Origin of the sequence: Acinetobacter sp. AG1 (genome assembly GCF_001005525.1) — a bacterium.
Classification (GTDB): domain Bacteria; phylum Pseudomonadota; class Gammaproteobacteria; order Pseudomonadales; family Moraxellaceae; genus Acinetobacter; species Acinetobacter modestus.
The window spans coordinates 56412-72676 of record NZ_LBMZ01000116.1; the positions used below are offsets into that span (position 1 = coordinate 56412).

Annotated in this window: 18 protein-coding genes; 9 read left to right on the top strand and 9 right to left on the bottom strand. The window is 38.6% G+C overall.

What is annotated here, in order from left to right; all coding sequences use genetic code 11:
* Nucleotides 1–23: 23 nt before the first annotated feature.
* Genes ruvB through AAV96_RS11905 form a run of 3 tightly spaced genes read right to left on the bottom strand, consistent with a single transcriptional unit; the run spans nt 24 to nt 3037 of the window.
* On the bottom strand, nt 24–1019 hold the full coding sequence (gene ruvB / locus AAV96_RS11895) for a Holliday junction branch migration DNA helicase RuvB (protein ID WP_046739447.1): 996 nt from the start codon (nt 1017–1019) through the stop codon (nt 24–26).
* An 18-nt stretch (nt 1020–1037) separates the two neighbouring features.
* Nucleotides 1038–1640: a Holliday junction branch migration protein RuvA gene (ruvA, locus tag AAV96_RS11900; protein WP_046739448.1), complete on the bottom strand. Its 603-nt coding sequence runs from the start codon at nt 1638–1640 to the stop codon at nt 1038–1040.
* A 56-nt stretch (nt 1641–1696) separates the two neighbouring features.
* On the bottom strand, nt 1697–3037 hold the full coding sequence (locus AAV96_RS11905) for a deoxyguanosinetriphosphate triphosphohydrolase (RefSeq protein WP_046739449.1): 1341 nt from the start codon (nt 3035–3037) through the stop codon (nt 1697–1699).
* A 377-nt stretch (nt 3038–3414) separates the two neighbouring features.
* On the opposite strand from AAV96_RS11905, the gene purL reads away from it, so the two are divergent.
* The 3 genes from purL to AAV96_RS11920 all read left to right on the top strand — a co-directional run bounded on the left by purL (nt 3415) and on the right by AAV96_RS11920 (nt 9312).
* Entirely contained in the window at nt 3415–7245 is a 3831-nt protein-coding gene (purL, locus tag AAV96_RS11910) for a phosphoribosylformylglycinamidine synthase (RefSeq protein ID WP_046739450.1), read from the top strand.
* 192 nt (nt 7246–7437) lie between these two features.
* Complete coding sequence (locus AAV96_RS11915; RefSeq protein WP_046739451.1) at nt 7438–7911, top strand: CC0125/CC1285 family lipoprotein; 474 nt, start codon at nt 7438–7440, stop codon at nt 7909–7911.
* Between the two features lie 186 nt (nt 7912–8097).
* On the top strand, nt 8098–9312 hold the full coding sequence (locus AAV96_RS11920) for a multidrug effflux MFS transporter (RefSeq protein ID WP_046739452.1): 1215 nt from the start codon (nt 8098–8100) through the stop codon (nt 9310–9312).
* A 103-nt stretch (nt 9313–9415) separates the two neighbouring features.
* Here the strand turns inward: AAV96_RS11920 and AAV96_RS11925 are convergent, their stop codons facing one another.
* On the bottom strand, nt 9416–10084 hold the full coding sequence (locus AAV96_RS11925) for a 2OG-Fe(II) oxygenase (RefSeq protein ID WP_046739453.1): 669 nt from the start codon (nt 10082–10084) through the stop codon (nt 9416–9418).
* 114 nt (nt 10085–10198) lie between these two features.
* Here AAV96_RS11925 and AAV96_RS18515 point away from each other — a divergent pair, with 114 nt between their 5' ends.
* Both AAV96_RS18515 and AAV96_RS11930 read left to right on the top strand, forming a co-directional pair.
* Nucleotides 10199–10330: a KGW motif small protein gene (locus tag AAV96_RS18515; protein ID WP_264673820.1), complete on the top strand. Its 132-nt coding sequence runs from the start codon at nt 10199–10201 to the stop codon at nt 10328–10330.
* Between the two features lie 64 nt (nt 10331–10394).
* On the top strand, nt 10395–10709 hold the full coding sequence (locus AAV96_RS11930; protein WP_046739454.1) for an NGG1p interacting factor 3 protein, NIF3: 315 nt from the start codon (nt 10395–10397) through the stop codon (nt 10707–10709).
* On the opposite strand, the gene AAV96_RS11935 is transcribed toward AAV96_RS11930, so the two are convergent.
* The gene (locus tag AAV96_RS11935; protein WP_046739455.1) at nt 10710–11471 is read right to left on the bottom strand and encodes a nitroreductase family protein; all 762 of its coding nucleotides are present in this window, start codon (nt 11469–11471) and stop codon (nt 10710–10712) included.
* A 103-nt stretch (nt 11472–11574) separates the two neighbouring features.
* Nucleotides 11575–12375: an enoyl-CoA hydratase-related protein gene (locus tag AAV96_RS11940; RefSeq protein ID WP_005215245.1), complete on the bottom strand. Its 801-nt coding sequence runs from the start codon at nt 12373–12375 to the stop codon at nt 11575–11577.
* A gap of 109 nt (nt 12376–12484) precedes the next feature.
* Here AAV96_RS11940 and AAV96_RS11945 point away from each other — a divergent pair, with 109 nt between their 5' ends.
* Entirely contained in the window at nt 12485–13060 is a 576-nt protein-coding gene (locus AAV96_RS11945) for a nicotinate-nicotinamide nucleotide adenylyltransferase (protein ID WP_171249147.1), read from the top strand.
* Here AAV96_RS11945 and AAV96_RS11950 read toward each other — a convergent pair.
* A complete protein-coding gene (locus AAV96_RS11950) occupies nt 13057–13968 on the bottom strand; it encodes a LysR family transcriptional regulator (protein ID WP_046739457.1) in 912 nt (303 codons plus the stop codon). The genes AAV96_RS11945 and AAV96_RS11950 overlap by 4 nt on opposite strands.
* A gap of 98 nt (nt 13969–14066) precedes the next feature.
* Between AAV96_RS11950 and gstA the strand changes: the two genes are divergently transcribed.
* Genes gstA through AAV96_RS11965 form a run of 3 tightly spaced genes read left to right on the top strand, consistent with a single transcriptional unit; the run spans nt 14067 to nt 15302 of the window.
* Complete coding sequence (gstA, locus tag AAV96_RS11955) at nt 14067–14669, top strand: glutathione transferase GstA (RefSeq protein ID WP_046739458.1); 603 nt, start codon at nt 14067–14069, stop codon at nt 14667–14669.
* 38 nt (nt 14670–14707) lie between these two features.
* Nucleotides 14708–14920 (top strand): tautomerase family protein, encoded by a 213-nt coding sequence (locus tag AAV96_RS11960; RefSeq protein WP_046739459.1) that lies wholly within the window; start codon nt 14708–14710, stop codon nt 14918–14920.
* 1 nt (nt 14921) lies between these two features.
* Nucleotides 14922–15302 carry a nuclear transport factor 2 family protein gene (locus tag AAV96_RS11965; RefSeq protein WP_046739460.1) on the top strand — a complete coding sequence of 127 codons (381 nt, stop codon included), beginning with the start codon at nt 14922–14924 and terminating at the stop codon, nt 15300–15302.
* Here AAV96_RS11965 and AAV96_RS11970 read toward each other — a convergent pair whose 3' ends face one another.
* Nucleotides 15303–15665, bottom strand: coding sequence for a glyoxalase superfamily protein (locus AAV96_RS11970; RefSeq protein WP_046739461.1), 363 nt, complete (start codon nt 15663–15665; stop codon nt 15303–15305).
* Nucleotides 15666–15677: 12 nt separating this feature from the next.
* Nucleotides 15678–16253: a CAP domain-containing protein gene (locus AAV96_RS11975; RefSeq protein WP_046739462.1), complete on the bottom strand. Its 576-nt coding sequence runs from the start codon at nt 16251–16253 to the stop codon at nt 15678–15680.
* Nucleotides 16254–16265: the final 12 nt, after the last annotated feature.

Sequence of the window (16265 nt, forward strand, 5' to 3'; positions counted from 1 at the left end):
TTTATAAAAGAAACCTAATAATTTCATTCTGGCGGTGTCATACCAAACTGTAAATAAGCCATATTTGTTGCAATACGACCACGTGCAGTACGCATGACATAACCTTGTTGGATTAAATAAGGTTCGATTACATCTTCAAGTGTTCCGCTATCTTCAGCCATCGCGGCTGCTAAAGCTTCAACACCTGTTGGACGACCTTCAAAACGCTCAAGTAACATACTGAGATAACGACGGTCTAAAGTATCTAAACCATCTTTATCTACATTAAGCATGTCTAAAGCACGTTGTGCCATCTCTTGTGTCACTTCACCTGTGCCTTTCACTTGTGCATAATCTCGAACACGACGTAATAAACGATTGGCAATACGTGGCGTACCACGTGCACGTCTAGCGATTTCAGTTGAACCTTCCTTAGTAATCGGAACATCCATAAGATTTGCCGAACGAGTGACAATATGGGTTAAATCCTCTACAGAATAGAATTCTAAACGCTGAACAATCCCAAAGCGGTCACGTAAAGGCGAGGTGAGTAGCCCCGCACGCGTTGTTGCTGCGACTAATGTAAATGGTGGCAGATCTAATTTAATTGAACGAGCAGCAGGACCTTCACCAATCATGATATCCAGTTGATAGTCTTCCATTGCCGGATAAAGAATCTCTTCAATGACAGGAGATAGACGATGGATTTCGTCAATAAAAAGGACATCTCCTTCTTCCAAATTGGTCAGCATCGCCGCTAAATCACCAGCTCGTTCCAATACAGGACCAGAGGTGGATTTTAAATTGCCGCCCATTTCGCGTGCGATAATATTCGCCAATGTGGTTTTACCTAAACCCGGTGGACCAAAAATCAAGGTATGGTCGAGTGCTTCACCACGACCTCGTGCAGCACCAATAAAGATTTCCATTTGCTCACGTACCACAGGCTGACCAATATAGTCTTCAAGTGAGGTTGGGCGAATTGCACGATCAAAATGATCTTCTGGTTTTTCAGAACCACTGATTAAACGGTCTTGCATAATGAGTTCGGTCTATCTTTATTTATTCAATGATTTAAGTGCAGCTCGGATAATATCACTGGCTTCGGTAAAATCTGCTTTAACGGCTTGAATCAATTTTTGTGCTTCAAGTGGTTTGTAGCCCAGTGATTGTAAAGCGGCTTCAGCTTCGGCAACAGCAGAATTTCCAGTGAACTGTATTTGAGTGGACGCTGTATTATTTGAAACGGTAGTGCTTGAAAATGCTTTAAAACGATCACGTAGTTCAATCATTAAGCGTTCAGCTGTTTTCGTACCAACTCCCGGGACTTTGACCAGTGTTTTTACATCACCATGTTCAACAGTATGGATGAGCATGTCTACGCTCAAGGTTGAAAGAATACCGAGCGCCATTTTAGGGCCGACACCATTGACCTTGAGTAAAGTACGAAAAATAATTTTCTCTTGAGCATCACTAAAACCATACAGTTGCTGTGCATCTTCACGAACCACCAAATGAGTCCATAAAGTGACTTTCTGTCCTTTTTGTAATTGGCAAAATGTTGAAAGCGGCGTATCTATTTCATAGCCGACACCATTTACATTAAGCAATACGGTTGGGGCTTCTAAGGCAAACACCTCGCCAATTAAACATCCGATCATAAAACTCGTTTCACTGTTGTTTTGAAAATTCAAATTAAAAGATAAAGTTCTCTGTTTTAAAAGAACCCAACTTTATTTCCTTGTAACTCTTGCGCCAAGCTATAGGCTTGGTGATCTGAGAACTTACTAATAATATCTAGAACTTGCATAATATTATTATAGTGGTTGTTTTGCAGATTTACGCCTGAATGTTGCAAAATTGACATCAAACGTTGCTCTTTAAAGCTTAAGGTCTTATGTGGCATGGTTAATGGGATAAATGCATCCAAAATCGTTTGTAGGCTCTGATGCGCAATAATTTCTAAACCAGATTTTTGAGGATGTTCAAAAATTCGATCTCTGGCAAGATTCTTCGCTGTTTGAATGCCTATTTCAATATCGGGTGAGCAATATTGTAAAAGACTGCCTTTAAGCTGACCCGTTAAAATTTCATAATGATATTTAGCAAAAGCAGTAGTGACTTCATCGACAAGACGTTTCATTACACGCCCACGCAAAGCTGCGATTTTTTGTTGCCATGTGGTATGGGGTAGGTGTAATTCTTCTGGTAGACCAAAATCGGCAATTAAATTGAGAAAGATTGGCTCAACTTCTTCATAACTTAGCATATTGAGTATGATGCCATCTTCCAAATCAATGAGTGCATAACACATATCATCTGCAGCTTCTAATAAATAGGTCAGTGGATGACGACAATAATGATAGTCACCGAGCTGAATAAGACCGAGTTGCTCTGCTAACTGTTTTAAAATTTCTTTTTCAGATTGATAGCAACCAAACTTCGCTCTTTGGTGTGAGGGTGTATCACTTTGTTCTTCAATGGTTTTAGATAACCATGGATATTTTAAATAAGCTCCGAGTGTGGCGCAGGTCAAACGCATACCACCATCATCAGGGTGATAGTCAATCCGACTAAGCAAGCGAAGTCCTTGTGCATTGCCTTCGAATTGACGTACATCGGCGGCTTCTTCTGGCGTTAATTGGCTGAGAAAGTCACGATGTGACGCATCATCAAACCATTCTCGAATCGCATATTCACCTGCATGTCCAAAGGGAGGATTACCAATATCGTGAGCTAAACATGCCGCTTGAATAATCGCACCGACATCAGCAGGTGAAATCCACATGGGTAATTCATCTTTGATCTTTTCTGCGGCGAGCATACCAAGCGAGCGACCAATACAAGATACTTCGAGTGAATGAGTCAATCGAGTATGAATACCATCGTGCTGAGTCAATGGGTGAACTTGAGTTTTTCTATTCAGTTGTCGAAAACTTTGGGAAAATATAATTCTATCGTAATCTTTATGAAACGGACTTCTAGCCAATTCTGTGCTACTTTTTTTACTACCTAAGCGAATTGCAGAGAGCAATTCCAACCAACGCATTTGTTCCATTTATCATTATTCAAACTGACTTTAATTCATCATGCCAAAAAAAAGATTAAAGCACTAGAGTAGTGCGACATAAGTTGTCTTGTAAGTGTAAAGCACTCTGATTTTTCTATTGATAGCATTGGTTTTTATACTATAGTAATAAAGAGGGAGTGAAAATGATGGATTGGAAATGTGTACATCTGAACAAACTAAATGAATTGTTACGAATAAAGTAAAATCGATAAAGCTACAAGAAATTAAGTGATTTGAGATAGAAAACTCTGATTTTTAAGATGGATATGGCTAGCTGAAAGAAGGCTTTCACAGTAGAATATGCGCTCTCTCATAAGTCACATTGCGGTAGGTTTGTTAGACCCACCCGTGGAGCCAAAGTCAACATGTTTATCGTGGCCGGTGCATCAGCACATTCTTCTTTTAAGAAAGCTCAACTCTTAAACCGTTTAGCGTCAATGAGTTCTGTTCAATCTTTTGACAGCCAGTGGGTTTATTTGTTTGATCAAGCGCTCAACGAGCAGCAACATCAATCGGCATTACAACTTTTAAACGATGGTCAATCTTTCGAACTTCGCCAAGCTGCAAGTGATGAAATCCAGATTTTAGTGACACCGCGTGTGGGGACAATTTCTCCGTGGTCATCTAAAGCAACGGATATTTTCCAAAACTGTAATACACCCATTCACCGTTTAGAACGTGGTCTGCTATTTACACTGAAAGGTGTGAAAGAGATTTCGAATGAAGTGAAATTGGCCTTACATGACCGTATGACAGAGAGTGTTTTTGCTCAGATTGATGATGCAAAAGCTTTATTCTCAGAAACAGCGCCGAAGCCATTGAACTCAATTGATATCTTGGGTCAAGGAAAACAAGCATTAGTCAAAGCCAACAATGAGTTTGGTTTTGCTTTATCTGAGCAAGAAATTGATTACTTAACCGAAGCATTTACTAAGCTTGGCCGTAATCCAAACGACATCGAATTGATGATGTTTGCACAAGCAAACTCTGAACACTGTCGTCATAAAATCTTTGGTTCTGAATGGACAATTGATGGTGAAAAACAACCATTGTCTTTGTTCCAAATGATTAAAAATACCTATAAAGAATCTCCAACAGATGTGTTATCAGCATATAAAGATAACGCGTCTGTGATCGTGGGTTATGACACGATGCGTTTTTATCCGAAAGCGGATGAAAATGGTCATTTCGTTTATAAATATAAGAGCCAAGCCGCTCATATTTTAATGAAGGTGGAAACGCATAATCATCCAACTGCAATTGCTCCCTTTGCAGGTGCTGCAACAGGTTCGGGCGGTGAAATCCGTGATGAAGGTGCAACAGGCCGTGGCGGTAAACCAAAAGCAGGTTTAACTGGTTTTACTGTTTCAAACTTAAATATCCCTGGTTTTGAACAACCTTGGGAAGATAACTACGGTAAACCTTCACGTATGGCATCGCCATTACAAATCATGATCGAAGGTCCATTGGGTGGTGCTGCGTTTAACAACGAATTTGGTCGCCCAGCTTTAAATGGTTATTTCCGTACTTTTGAACAGAATGTAAATGGTGACGTGAAAGGCTTCCATAAGCCAATCATGATTGCTGGTGGTTACGGTAACATTCGTCCTGACCATGTTGAAAAAGATGCGATCCAACCGGGTGACTTGCTCATTGTATTGGGTGGCCCTGCAATGTTGATTGGTCTTGGCGGTGGTGCTGCGTCTTCTGTAGACAGCGGTACTATGGGCGAGAGCTTGGACTTTGCTTCGGTACAACGTGAAAACCCAGAAATGGAACGCCGTTGCCAAGAAGTTATCGATACCTGCTGGCGCTTAGAAGACTTTAACCCAATCGTGTCTGTACATGATGTGGGTGCGGGTGGTGTGTCAAATGCGATGCCAGAACTTGTGAATGATCACGAGTTAGGTGCAGTGCTTAACCTGCGTAAAATTCCATCATTAGAGCCAGGTATGAGCCCGATGGAAATCTGGTCAAATGAAGCGCAAGAACGTTATGTACTTGCCATTCGTCCAGAGTCTTTAGAACAATTTGAAGAAATTTGTGCACGTGAACGTTGTCCGTTTGCAGTACTTGGTGAAGCGACTGAAGCGCGCCACTTAACTGTTGAAGATACTTTGTTTGAGAACAAGCCTGTTGATATCCCAATGCAGGTGATCTTAGGCGGTACACCGCGTATGCAACGTTCATATGAAACGATTGAGCGTACAGGTAACGACTTTGATGCTGCAAAAGTTGATTTAAAAGATGCGATTTTCCGTGTATTGAAAAATCCGACAGTGGCATCTAAATCATTCTTGATCACCATTGGTGACCGTTCGATTACGGGTATGGTTGCACGTGACCAGATGGTGGGTCGCTGGCAGGTTCCTGTTGCAGATGCAGCAGTAACCACCACAAGTTTGCAAGGTTTCACTGGCGAAGCAATGGCAATGGGCGAACGTCCACCTGTTGCATTGTTAAATCCAGCTGCATCTGCGCGTTTAGCGGTTGCTGAAGCAATTACCAATATTGCTTGTGCGAACATCGAACAAATTAGCGATATCAAGCTTTCTGCAAACTGGATGGCTGCTGCTGGTCAAAAAGGTGAAGACCAAGCCTTGTTTGAAGGTGTGAAAGCGATTGGTATGGAAATGTGTCCTGCTTTGGGTATCGCTATTCCTGTTGGTAAAGATTCACTTTCAATGCGCACCACTTGGAATGATGGTGAAGACAAAGCTGTTACTTCGCCAATGACAGGCGTGATCACTGCATTTGCACCTGTTTTAGATGTACGTAAGACATTAACACCTGAACTTAAGAACTTAGCAGACTCAGTACTGGTACGTATTGATTTGTCTAAAGGTCAATTCCGTTTAGGCGGTTCGATCCTTGCGCAAGTGTATAAAGCTATTGGTTCAGTGACACCTGATGTGGATAGTTTTGATGACTTCAAAGCATTCTTTGCCTTGATTCAAGACTGGAACAATCGTGGTGTGATTAAGGCTTACCATGACATCGGTGACGGCGGTTTATTGGCGACTGTTGCTGAAATGATGTTTGCTTCACGATTAGGTGTGGCATTAGAAAATCAAACCACTGAAAGTTTATTCGCTGAAGAAATTGGTGCTGTGCTGCAAATCACAGCGGCTGATTGGGCACAATTAGAAGTTGAAGTTGCAGCATCAAGTCTGAAAGATACAATTACAGTTGTGGGCCGTGTCAATACAACTGATCAATTAGCTGTGAATGGTTTAACTTTAGAACGTGCTGAATTACAACAAGCATGGGCAGAAGTTTCACATCAAATCCAGCGTTTACGTGACAACGTCGAAACGGCTGATCAAGAATTTGCTTTAATTGCCGATAAAAACCATAAAGGTTTAATTGCTCAAGCAACTTATGATTTAAATGAGCCAGTTGAAGCTCCGTTTATCAATACACGTCGTCCAAACATGGCAATCTTGCGTGAGCAAGGTGTGAACGGTCATGTTGAAATGGCAGCTGCTTTTGACAAAGTGGGCTTTAATACCATCGACGTACACATGAGTGACTTACTTGCAGGTCGTGTTAGCTTGAGCGACTTCGAAGGCTTAGTGGCGTGTGGTGGTTTCTCATACGGCGACGTGATGGGTGCTGGCGGTGGCTGGGCGAAATCAGTATTGTTCAATGCAAAATTACGTGATCAGTTTGAGCAGTTCTTCCATCGTCAAAATACATTCAGCTTAGGCGTATGTAATGGCTGTCAAATGATGTCGCAACTTGCACCACTGATTCCAGGTGCAGAGCATTGGGGCCGTTTCCACCGCAATACATCAGAAGTATTTGAAGCGCGTGCTGTTAACGTTCGCGTAGAAAAATCAGTTTCTGTATTGCTTGAAGATATGCAAGGCTCGATTTTACCAATCGCGGTTGCACATGGTGAAGGTCGCTTGGTTGCAACTACGCAGCAAATTGCTGCTTTAAATGCTGAAAACCAAGTGATATTGCGTTATGTGGATAGCTTGGGTAATCCAACTCAGCACTATCCATTAAACCCGAACGGTTCACCTGAAGCGATTACAGGTCAAACTTCTAAAGATGGCCGTGCAACAGTGATGATGCCGCACCCAGAGCGTAACTTCCGTGCTTTACAGCACTCTTGGAAGCCAGAAGACTGGGCTGAAGATGGTGCTTGGTTACGTATGTTCCGTAATGCACGTAAATTTATTGGTTAATTAAGCATCAATTGTTGAAAATGCCACTTTTTTAGTGGCATTTTTTTTGACAAGTTATAGATTTTATAGAGAAATAAATTATACAAATCAATTAAATTTAAGTTATTGATAATAAATATTTTTTATTAATAAGTTGTTTTAATGGGGTTTGGATGTGATATTCTTACTCTATTCGTGAGGGGGAATAAAACAATGAAAAAAATACTGATTTTATCTATTCTATTAACAGGGTGTTCAACAGCTTATCAGCCTCATGCTTTGTTAGGGCAACAGGGTTTTGCCGAAACTCAATTATCCCAAAATCATTTCAGAGTGACATTTAAAGGAAACGAAAAAACATCGCAAGAACGTGCAAGTGATTTTGCATTGTTGAGAGCTTCTGAGCTAATGATTGCGGGAGGATGCACAAATTTTAAAGTGTTAAATTCTGCGAATGAAAATATAGGGAGTCTCGCATTTCCTCAGTCACATAAAGTGAATGCGTTTTCAAGTTCAATAGAAAATCGTATCCTTGGAAATAGTGATGGTTCATCTAAGCTATATTCTCCAAAATCTACAATCGAAGTTGGATGTGCTACAGAAGGTACTAGTGCAGAAAGTAAAATATATGCTTCAGCTTCTGTTAATCAATCAATTAAGCATAAGTATCAAATTGGAATAAAATAAATAGATCTAAATTATTCATAATTACTTTTAGAAAGTGCTTTTTTAAAGATTAAATAAAGTGTATTTGAAGATCGTAGGATAGATCTTTGTGTCATTTGATATGAATGAATTGAATAAGCCACCGAAAGGTGGTTTATTTGCTTGGATGATCCAAAAATCACTTTATGAAGTTGAACGAGAATAACAATGAAATCAAAAATCCATTTTCACGAGTTCGCCTTATTAATGGCATTGTTGATGTCAATTGTTTCTTTTTCGATTGATGCGGTGTTACCTGCTTTGGGTGAAATTGGAAGAATTTTTACACTGCAAAATAGCAATCAGGCACAGTGGGTCATTATTAGTATTTTTTCAGGTATGACGATTGGGCAATTGATTGCAGGCCCATTGTCGGATGCGATTGGACGCAAACGGATTTTATTTACAGGGATTGTCATTTACTTTCTAGGAAGCTTGTTGTGTTATTCCACACAAAGTTTTGAATGGTTTTTAGTTGGGCGATTTATTCAAGGAATAGGGGTGTCTGGCCCTTATGTAGCTTCTATTTCCATTGTGCGAGATAAATATAGCGGTACGCAAATGGCACGCATCATGTCTTTGATCATGATGGTATTTATGGTTGCTCCAGCTGTTGCACCAAGTTTAGGGCAATTGATTATTCATTTCTTTGGATGGAGAGATATTTTTATCCTATATATGGTTTACGCAACCATCGTTGGATTATGGGTTGCTTTACGTTTAGAAGAAACCTTAGTTCCAGAAAATCGATTACCTATGCGTATACAAGCATTTAAAGATGGCTTTAAGGAAGTGGTGAGTAATAAAACCACGATGAGTTATCTGTTGTGTGCTGGCTTTTGTTTTGGTGGGTTTATTGGTTATTTAGGAACTTCACAACAAATTTTTATGCAGCAGTTTGGTAAAACAGGTGCAGAGTTTAGTGCTTATTTTGCTGTGTTAGCAGGTGTGATGGGGATTGCATCTTTTACCAATTCTAAAATTGTGATGAAGTTTGGTATGCGTCCAATCTGTATTTATGGTTTTTTGGGTTTGTGCTTAATTTCCTTGCTATTTCTTATCATTCAGCTTACTGGCATATCCGTTTCATTTTGGATGTTTATGTTGTATGCCTGCATTTTGTTTCTATTGTTTGGAACCTTGTTTGGTAATTTAAATGCGATTGCAATGGAACCCATGGGTCATGTGGCAGGAATGGCTTCGGCGATCATTGGGGCATCATCATCTGTACTGTCTTTGATTCTCGCTTCAATCATTGGACAACTTTATGATGGTACATTGATTCCAATGACCTGCGGTTTTGTCATTTTATGTGGTTTGGCTTTTGCAATGACGATATATGAGAAGCAATATTTAAAAACTAAAAAAGGTATTGGCACGTAATAAAAAATAAGCTGGTTTGTAGGAAACAATAAATATAGATATTTTGATTATGTGAAATAAAAGCCATTATGAAATGACTTTTATCTATATCAGCTTATTGGATTTAATAATCCTGATGTTTTAAGAGCATCGGATGTTTATACATCACATCGGTACGCAGTACATATTTCTGACCTAAAAGCACAGGTGCTCCCTCATGTAATTGCTGATGCTCAAATACCAATATCTGCCCAAGTTTGGGTTGAACACTTACGATTTGAGTTTCCTTACAAGGTTTCAGCATGCCACTATCACGGTAAAACACTGTTTCTCCACCTGTAAAATCTTCGTTGAGGTAGATCAATAAAGTCAGTTGGCTACTGTGCCAATCGTTCACTTCATAAATCCCATCCCAATGTGGTCTAAATGTTTCGCCATTTTCATAACGATAAAAACGAAAACGTTCATTTAAGCCACTTAATGTCCAACCATTCAATTGCTCAGGCAAGAGATATTTGAGTTTGGAAAATAGTGTTTCGGCAAGCTGAATATCATTATAAATGACTCGTTTATTATTTCTTAGATTGGTAAGAACTTGACGAGCTGAGTTTACGAATATATCTGCTGTTTCATAATGATATTGATTGCTAAGTTCGATGAATGAGAGACATTCTTGATTTGAAAAGACATCATCTACAGTAAAAATTAAAGGTGAGTTTTGATGTGTTTGTCGTTTTTCTTGTTGTAGAAAAAGAGTTTGAGTGGAAGTTATCCCATTTTGATGACCTATCATATTGAGTTGGAAAGTGGTTATTTTAGCACCACGATGATTTTTATTTCTATACTTTTAAGTGGTGTATTTTTTGCTTTATTAAATCTGTAGAAAACTAAAAATTTGGAGCACTCCATGATGAAAAGTGAAAACTATCTAAGAACACTACATACAAAAGAGAAAGGTTGGTTTTGGTTTGGTTTAACTGTAGCAATCCAAATAATATTGATTGCTGTGGGGTATATAGTGATGAATATTTTACTTTGATTTTTATGCTTTTTTAGCGCTATGATTTCTGATCTGATCATCTAGTGTTTGAGTCATTTCAATAATGCTAAAACTTATTTATTACGTTCCAGACTCTCATCTAGAGTCAACTAAACTTGCTGTTTTTGAAGCAGGAGCAGGTGGTATTGGTAATTATGAACATTGTGCTTGGCAAGTGAAAGGAATAGGGCAATTTAAGCCAGTTAAAGGTGCAAATCCATTTTTAGGACAATTAGACGAACTAGAGCAACTTGAAGAGTGGCGTGTAGAAACCATTGTGCCTGAAGATAAAGCTAGTGTTGTGGCAAAGGTATTAAAGGCAAGCCATCCTTATGAAGAGCCTGCCTTTGAGTTTATTCAAATATTAGATATTGAATAATTATACTTTTTGAATAAATAAATCACGATCAAAACGATACTGCGGGAAGAACACACCATCTGTAGCACGTTCACCTGCACCAATCACCATGACAGGATACTGTTGATCATTTAATTTTAAAATTTTACGAACCAAAGGCTCATCAAAGCCTTCCATCATACAACTGTCAAAACCATAGGCACGTAAAGCCAATACCAAATTTTCACATGCTAAAGCAGTGGTTTTAGTTGCCCAAAGTTGAGTATCAGCAGGGTTAAAAGCGGTTACAGGTAATTGTTTATCTAAGGTACGCACCACTTTAAATGCAACTTTTTTAAAGTTACCTAATGCATTAAAGTAACCAGTTTTATAGTTATATGGAATAAAACGATAATATTTTTGTACCATTGCTGGAGCTTCGGGAAATGGAAATTCGCTAATATTTCGTTTTGCCATTTCATCAATACGATCTGTACGTGCTACACATACAATTAATTCAGCAGCGGTTTTAGCCGCAAGTTGCCCTAGGCAAGCTTTAACCAGTTGCTTTTTCTTGCTTGGATTTTGCACCACATAAAAAGTCCAAGGTTGTAAGTTTGATGAGTTGGGCGCAAGTAATGCCAGATCTAAACAATCATCTAGAACTTCAGCTGGAATCTTTTTATCAGTAAATTTGCGAACAGAACGGCGACTTTCAACGACTTTTTTGAAGTTTGCCACATCAATATCTTGAGGGGCTGGTTCGTAGTAGCGTTTCTTTTCAGTTGTTGTTTGATTTGACATGAGATCAATCTTTCCCTAAGTGTTTATATGCATATTGGGACGACAAATAAAAAAACCACTGAGTTTTTTAAACTAAGTGGCTTTTCATCATTTCTCAGTTTAATTAGTTAAATTGAGAAAAATCTGGTTTACGCTTTTGCATGAATGCTTGTACCGCTTCCATCATTTCAGGCGAGCGTACACGTTGCATAAAGATCTCAGCTTCATGATCTACACACTCGATGATTTCGGCTAAATCTTGTTTCATCAATGCTTTACTTTGTTTTAATGATGCCAATGGTAACGCCGCTAGATGTTGAGCTGTTTGTTGAGCTGTTGCATAAACATCTTCAACTACATCATTTACGAGATTTGCTTTCACAGCTGTTGCAGCATCAAATTTCTTCGCTGTGAATAATAATTCAGCCGCTTTTTGATAACCTGCTTGCTTCACCAATAAACGACTCGCAGCACCTTCTGGAGAAAGGCCTAGGCTTACGAATGGAATTTGGAATAGGGCAGTATTGTCTGCAAATACGATATCAGCATGTAATAAGATCGTTACACCGATCCCGATTGCTACGCCTTTCACTCCAATAATCAGTGGTTTAGAAAAACGAGCCGCAGCTTTTAATAACACAAATGGAGGTTGATCACCCGCTTTGCCTTCATATGGCTTTTGCATAAAGCCCATGAAGTCTTTCATGTCATTACCCGCAGTAAAATCTTGTTCTGCACCACGGAAAATAACAACACGAACATCTTTATTTGTATCAGCTTCATCTAATGCTTTTGCAATCCATAGATAAAGTTCGCCGTAAAGTGCATTCTTTGCTTCTGAACGGTTAATGGCTAAGGTGAGTACGCCATCTTCTAAATTTGCTTGCAAATGTTGATGAGGTTGTTGAATACAGCTAAGTGTCATCGTACTATCCTTGCTTTAATCCAGATTGATTTTTTAAGTGCTCTCATTATGTCGCATATTTGCGTTACATGGTGCAACTGATGAGTTCACAAAAAGTGAAATTACGCCTATGTACACATTTGACTATCTTATTTTTATTGGACGCTTTCAGCCTTTTCATTTAGCGCATCTACAAACGATTGAAATTGCGTTACAACAAAGTCAGAACGTGATATTGGCATTGGGTTCAGCACAATCAGAACGGAATATCAAAAATCCATTTTTAGCCCATGAACGTGAGCAAATGATTCTGTCTAATTTTTCAGAAGATGATCAGAAACGGATTTATTTCGTGCATGTGGTTGATGTATATAATGATGAAAAATGGGTCAAACAAGTCAAAACATTGGTCAATCAAGTGGTTCAGCCAAATGCAAAAGTAGGTTTGATTGGTCACTTCAAAGATGAATCTTCGTATTATTTAGCTTTATTTCCAGAATGGGAAATGGTTGAGTTGGATAGTTTAAAGGATTCTATTTCAGCTACGCCTATGCGAGAAGCATATTATCGAGGTGAGATTCAAACTGAATTTTTCCCTAAAGGCACGATTGAATTTCTGACTGAATTTAAAAATACAGAACTTTATGCAGAGTTGCAGCGTAAATATCTTGCAGGTGATAAAAGTAATTTGGATGAATGTTTTTAAGATTTTAGTTCTTTAAGCAGAAAATCGATGAAAACACGGATATGGAAAGATTCGTGTTTTTTTGATGGATAAAGTAAAGAAAATGGGCGTGAAGTGCCTGAAAATTCACTAAGCACCTCAATCAAATCTCCATTTTTAAGCTCTTTTTCTACAATGAAACGATAGGTTTGTAATAAACCAGCGCTATGTTTTGCCAGTGTTGCCGTACCTAAAATATCATCTAAGCAACGAATATTTCCTGCACTTTGATATTCAATTATTTGTTGATTCGAGTTAAATAGCCAAGGAACATTTTTCCCCGTGCTAGGGAGAACAAATTGAATGCATTGATGATGCTGTAAATCTTCAAGGCTTTGCGGTGTTCCGAATTGTTTTAAATACTCTTGGGATGCCACTACAATCAGTTCAGCTTGTTCAAGTTGTCGTGCAATTAAATTTGAATCAGCAAATTGTCGTCCACGAATCGCCAAATCGTAGCCTTCTGCTATAAAGTCCACATTTTTATTGGTCAATTGCACATCAATATTAATGGCTGGATATTGCTGTGAAAATTTTGCCAATAAAGGCAGGATGCGATAGTGTCCATAAGGTGTTGGAACACTGATACGAATTAAACCAGAGGGTTGCTGTGTTTGATTTTTGAGTAATTGCTCCGCTTCTAAAATTTGATTCAGTGCTTGCTTACATTCATCAAAATAGATTTTCCCTTGGGTAGTTAAACGGACTTGTCGTGTCGTTCTTACAAACAGCGGTGTCGCTAAATGCTTCTCTAATCGAGCAATGGAGCGACTGACTGCTGCTGGACTCACACCCGCATGCAATGCTGCTTTGGAAAAGCTTTCATATTCTGCAACTAAGCAAAACAATTCGACGCTACTAAACATCATCCGTTTTAGGGGGTGATTCATTCATTACACCATGTAAAAAATGATTTGAGTTATAAGCTATTTAAGCACATAAAAGTAAACAATAAGATGATTCCCATATCTTGTGTGGAGTTATTTTTATGAAATTGTTCTATTCACCAAATGCTTGTTCTTTAGCCCCTCATATTGTTTTAAGAGAGCTTGGACTTCCATTTGATTTAATCAAAGTCGATTTGCAGCAGCATTTAACTGAACTGGGTGAGGACTTTTATCGGCTTAATAAGAAGGGACAAGTACCTGTATTGCAGCTTGATGATGATTCTTTTTTAACGGAAGGTGCTGTGATTAGTCAGTTTCTTGTTGATCAATTCGAACGTAAGGATTTGTTAGCTGAAATAAACAACGTAGAGCGTTATCAGACTCTTTCATGGATGAATTTTATTGCTTCAGAAATTCATAAAGCATATTCACCATTTTTCCATGAGTCTTATGGCGAAGAATCTAAAACTGTCTTTAGTACAATTTTAAATAAACACTATGCATGGGTTGATCAACAATTAGAGGGGCAAAACTATTTAACTGGAAATAACTTCACCATTGCTGATATTTATCTGTTCGTGGTGACACGCTGGGCTGACTTTATTGGTCTTGATCTTGGGCATTTTATTCATTTAACAGCTTTTATGCAGCGAATTGCTCATCGTCAAACGGTTCAAGACGCAATAGCTGCCGAAGCATCTTAGTATTCTTGCCATCTATAAAATTATAAAAGGAGATCCACATGCCTTATATTTTAATTCAAATCACTAAGGAAAATGTCTCTACAGAACAGAAACAACAGTTGATTCAGGAAGCTACGGATTTAGTGGTTCGGGTGCTTGATAAAGACCCAGCAACCACATTTGTGGTGATTGATGAAATTGAAACTGATAATTGGGGCGTTGCCGGCGAATCTGTTTCGACTATATGCAATAGACAAAGAATAGGTACATAAGATGCAAAATAATTCGATAACTGAGATTCAACAGCAACTCGAAAAGTACTTTGATGGCCTGTACTTTTGTGATGTAGATAAGTTGAAGAATGTATTTCATTCCGATGCAACTTATATCAACGCAACGGATGAGCCTATGCTTAAGTTAGATATGGATACTTATTTCTCTATTGTGGAAAAGCGTATTTCACCCGCATCTCAAAACCAATTAAGACAAGATAAGGTTATTGCGATCAATTTGATTCATGATCAGTTAGCGATAGTACATGTTGAATGTGTGATTGAACCTAAATATTTTTATGATGCACTGACATTGGTACAAAAGCAGGGTGAGTGGAAAATTATTTCTAAAGTCTTTCATTATCAACTTTTAGCGGACTAATTAAGCATCTTCCCAAAAGATAATTCGATTGGAAAAGGGATCAGTTACACTTAATTCTAAAGTTTCCCAATCTGTTTTTTCAACTTGAGGTTTAGCGAACTTATAATCCTTAACCTCAAGTTCATTCTTTAACAAACTCAGATTTTCCCAGTAAATACGAATTGCGCTATGCGGACTCGCATCACCAAAATGTTCAGATAAATGAAGAATACAATTATCTTTGGAAATTTGTATATAAACAGGGAAGTTATCCCCAAATGTGTGTTGCCAGTCGATTTGAAAGCCTAAGTAGTCAAGATAAAATGATTGTGCGAGTTCAATATCAAAGATACGAAAAATAGGGATGATTGAACCATTTTGCATGTTTATTCCTTATTAACGAACACCAAACTGTTGAGTCCAGTAACTCTTTTGTTTGGCGGTATGATCTAATGTACAAGCCACTGCGTAATCTGTAAATTTTGGGTGCATTAAATTACTACAATGCACAGGGCTGGCAAGCCATACTGCCATGACTTCATTTAAGCTTTTTTGCCCTCGTGCGACATTCTCACCACCACCACGACCTTTAAAGCCATATTGTTTTAAACGTGCTTTTAAATCTAATCCTGTTGTGCTGATATGCCCGAGAAAGGCATGATTTGCCATATCTTCAGCGTGAGCAAAAGCACTGTGATATAGGTGTTGATTCCATTTTAATGGCGCAGCAGCGGGGTAATGTTGTTGACCACATTGGCGCGAATGTTGTCGAATCTCATTAATCGCATTCATGATCATTTGTTGATAAGCAGGATTTTGTATATCTTTGCAATGGATTTCTGTTGTTGCAATTTGAATCTGTGGTACAGAGACTAAGTTTTCTTCAGTCGTTGCGGTTTGTGGCGCATTAGCATTACAAGCAGAGAGTATAAAAAATAAAGGAAACAAATAAAGTGGGCTGCGATAATTCATTGTAAATATCTT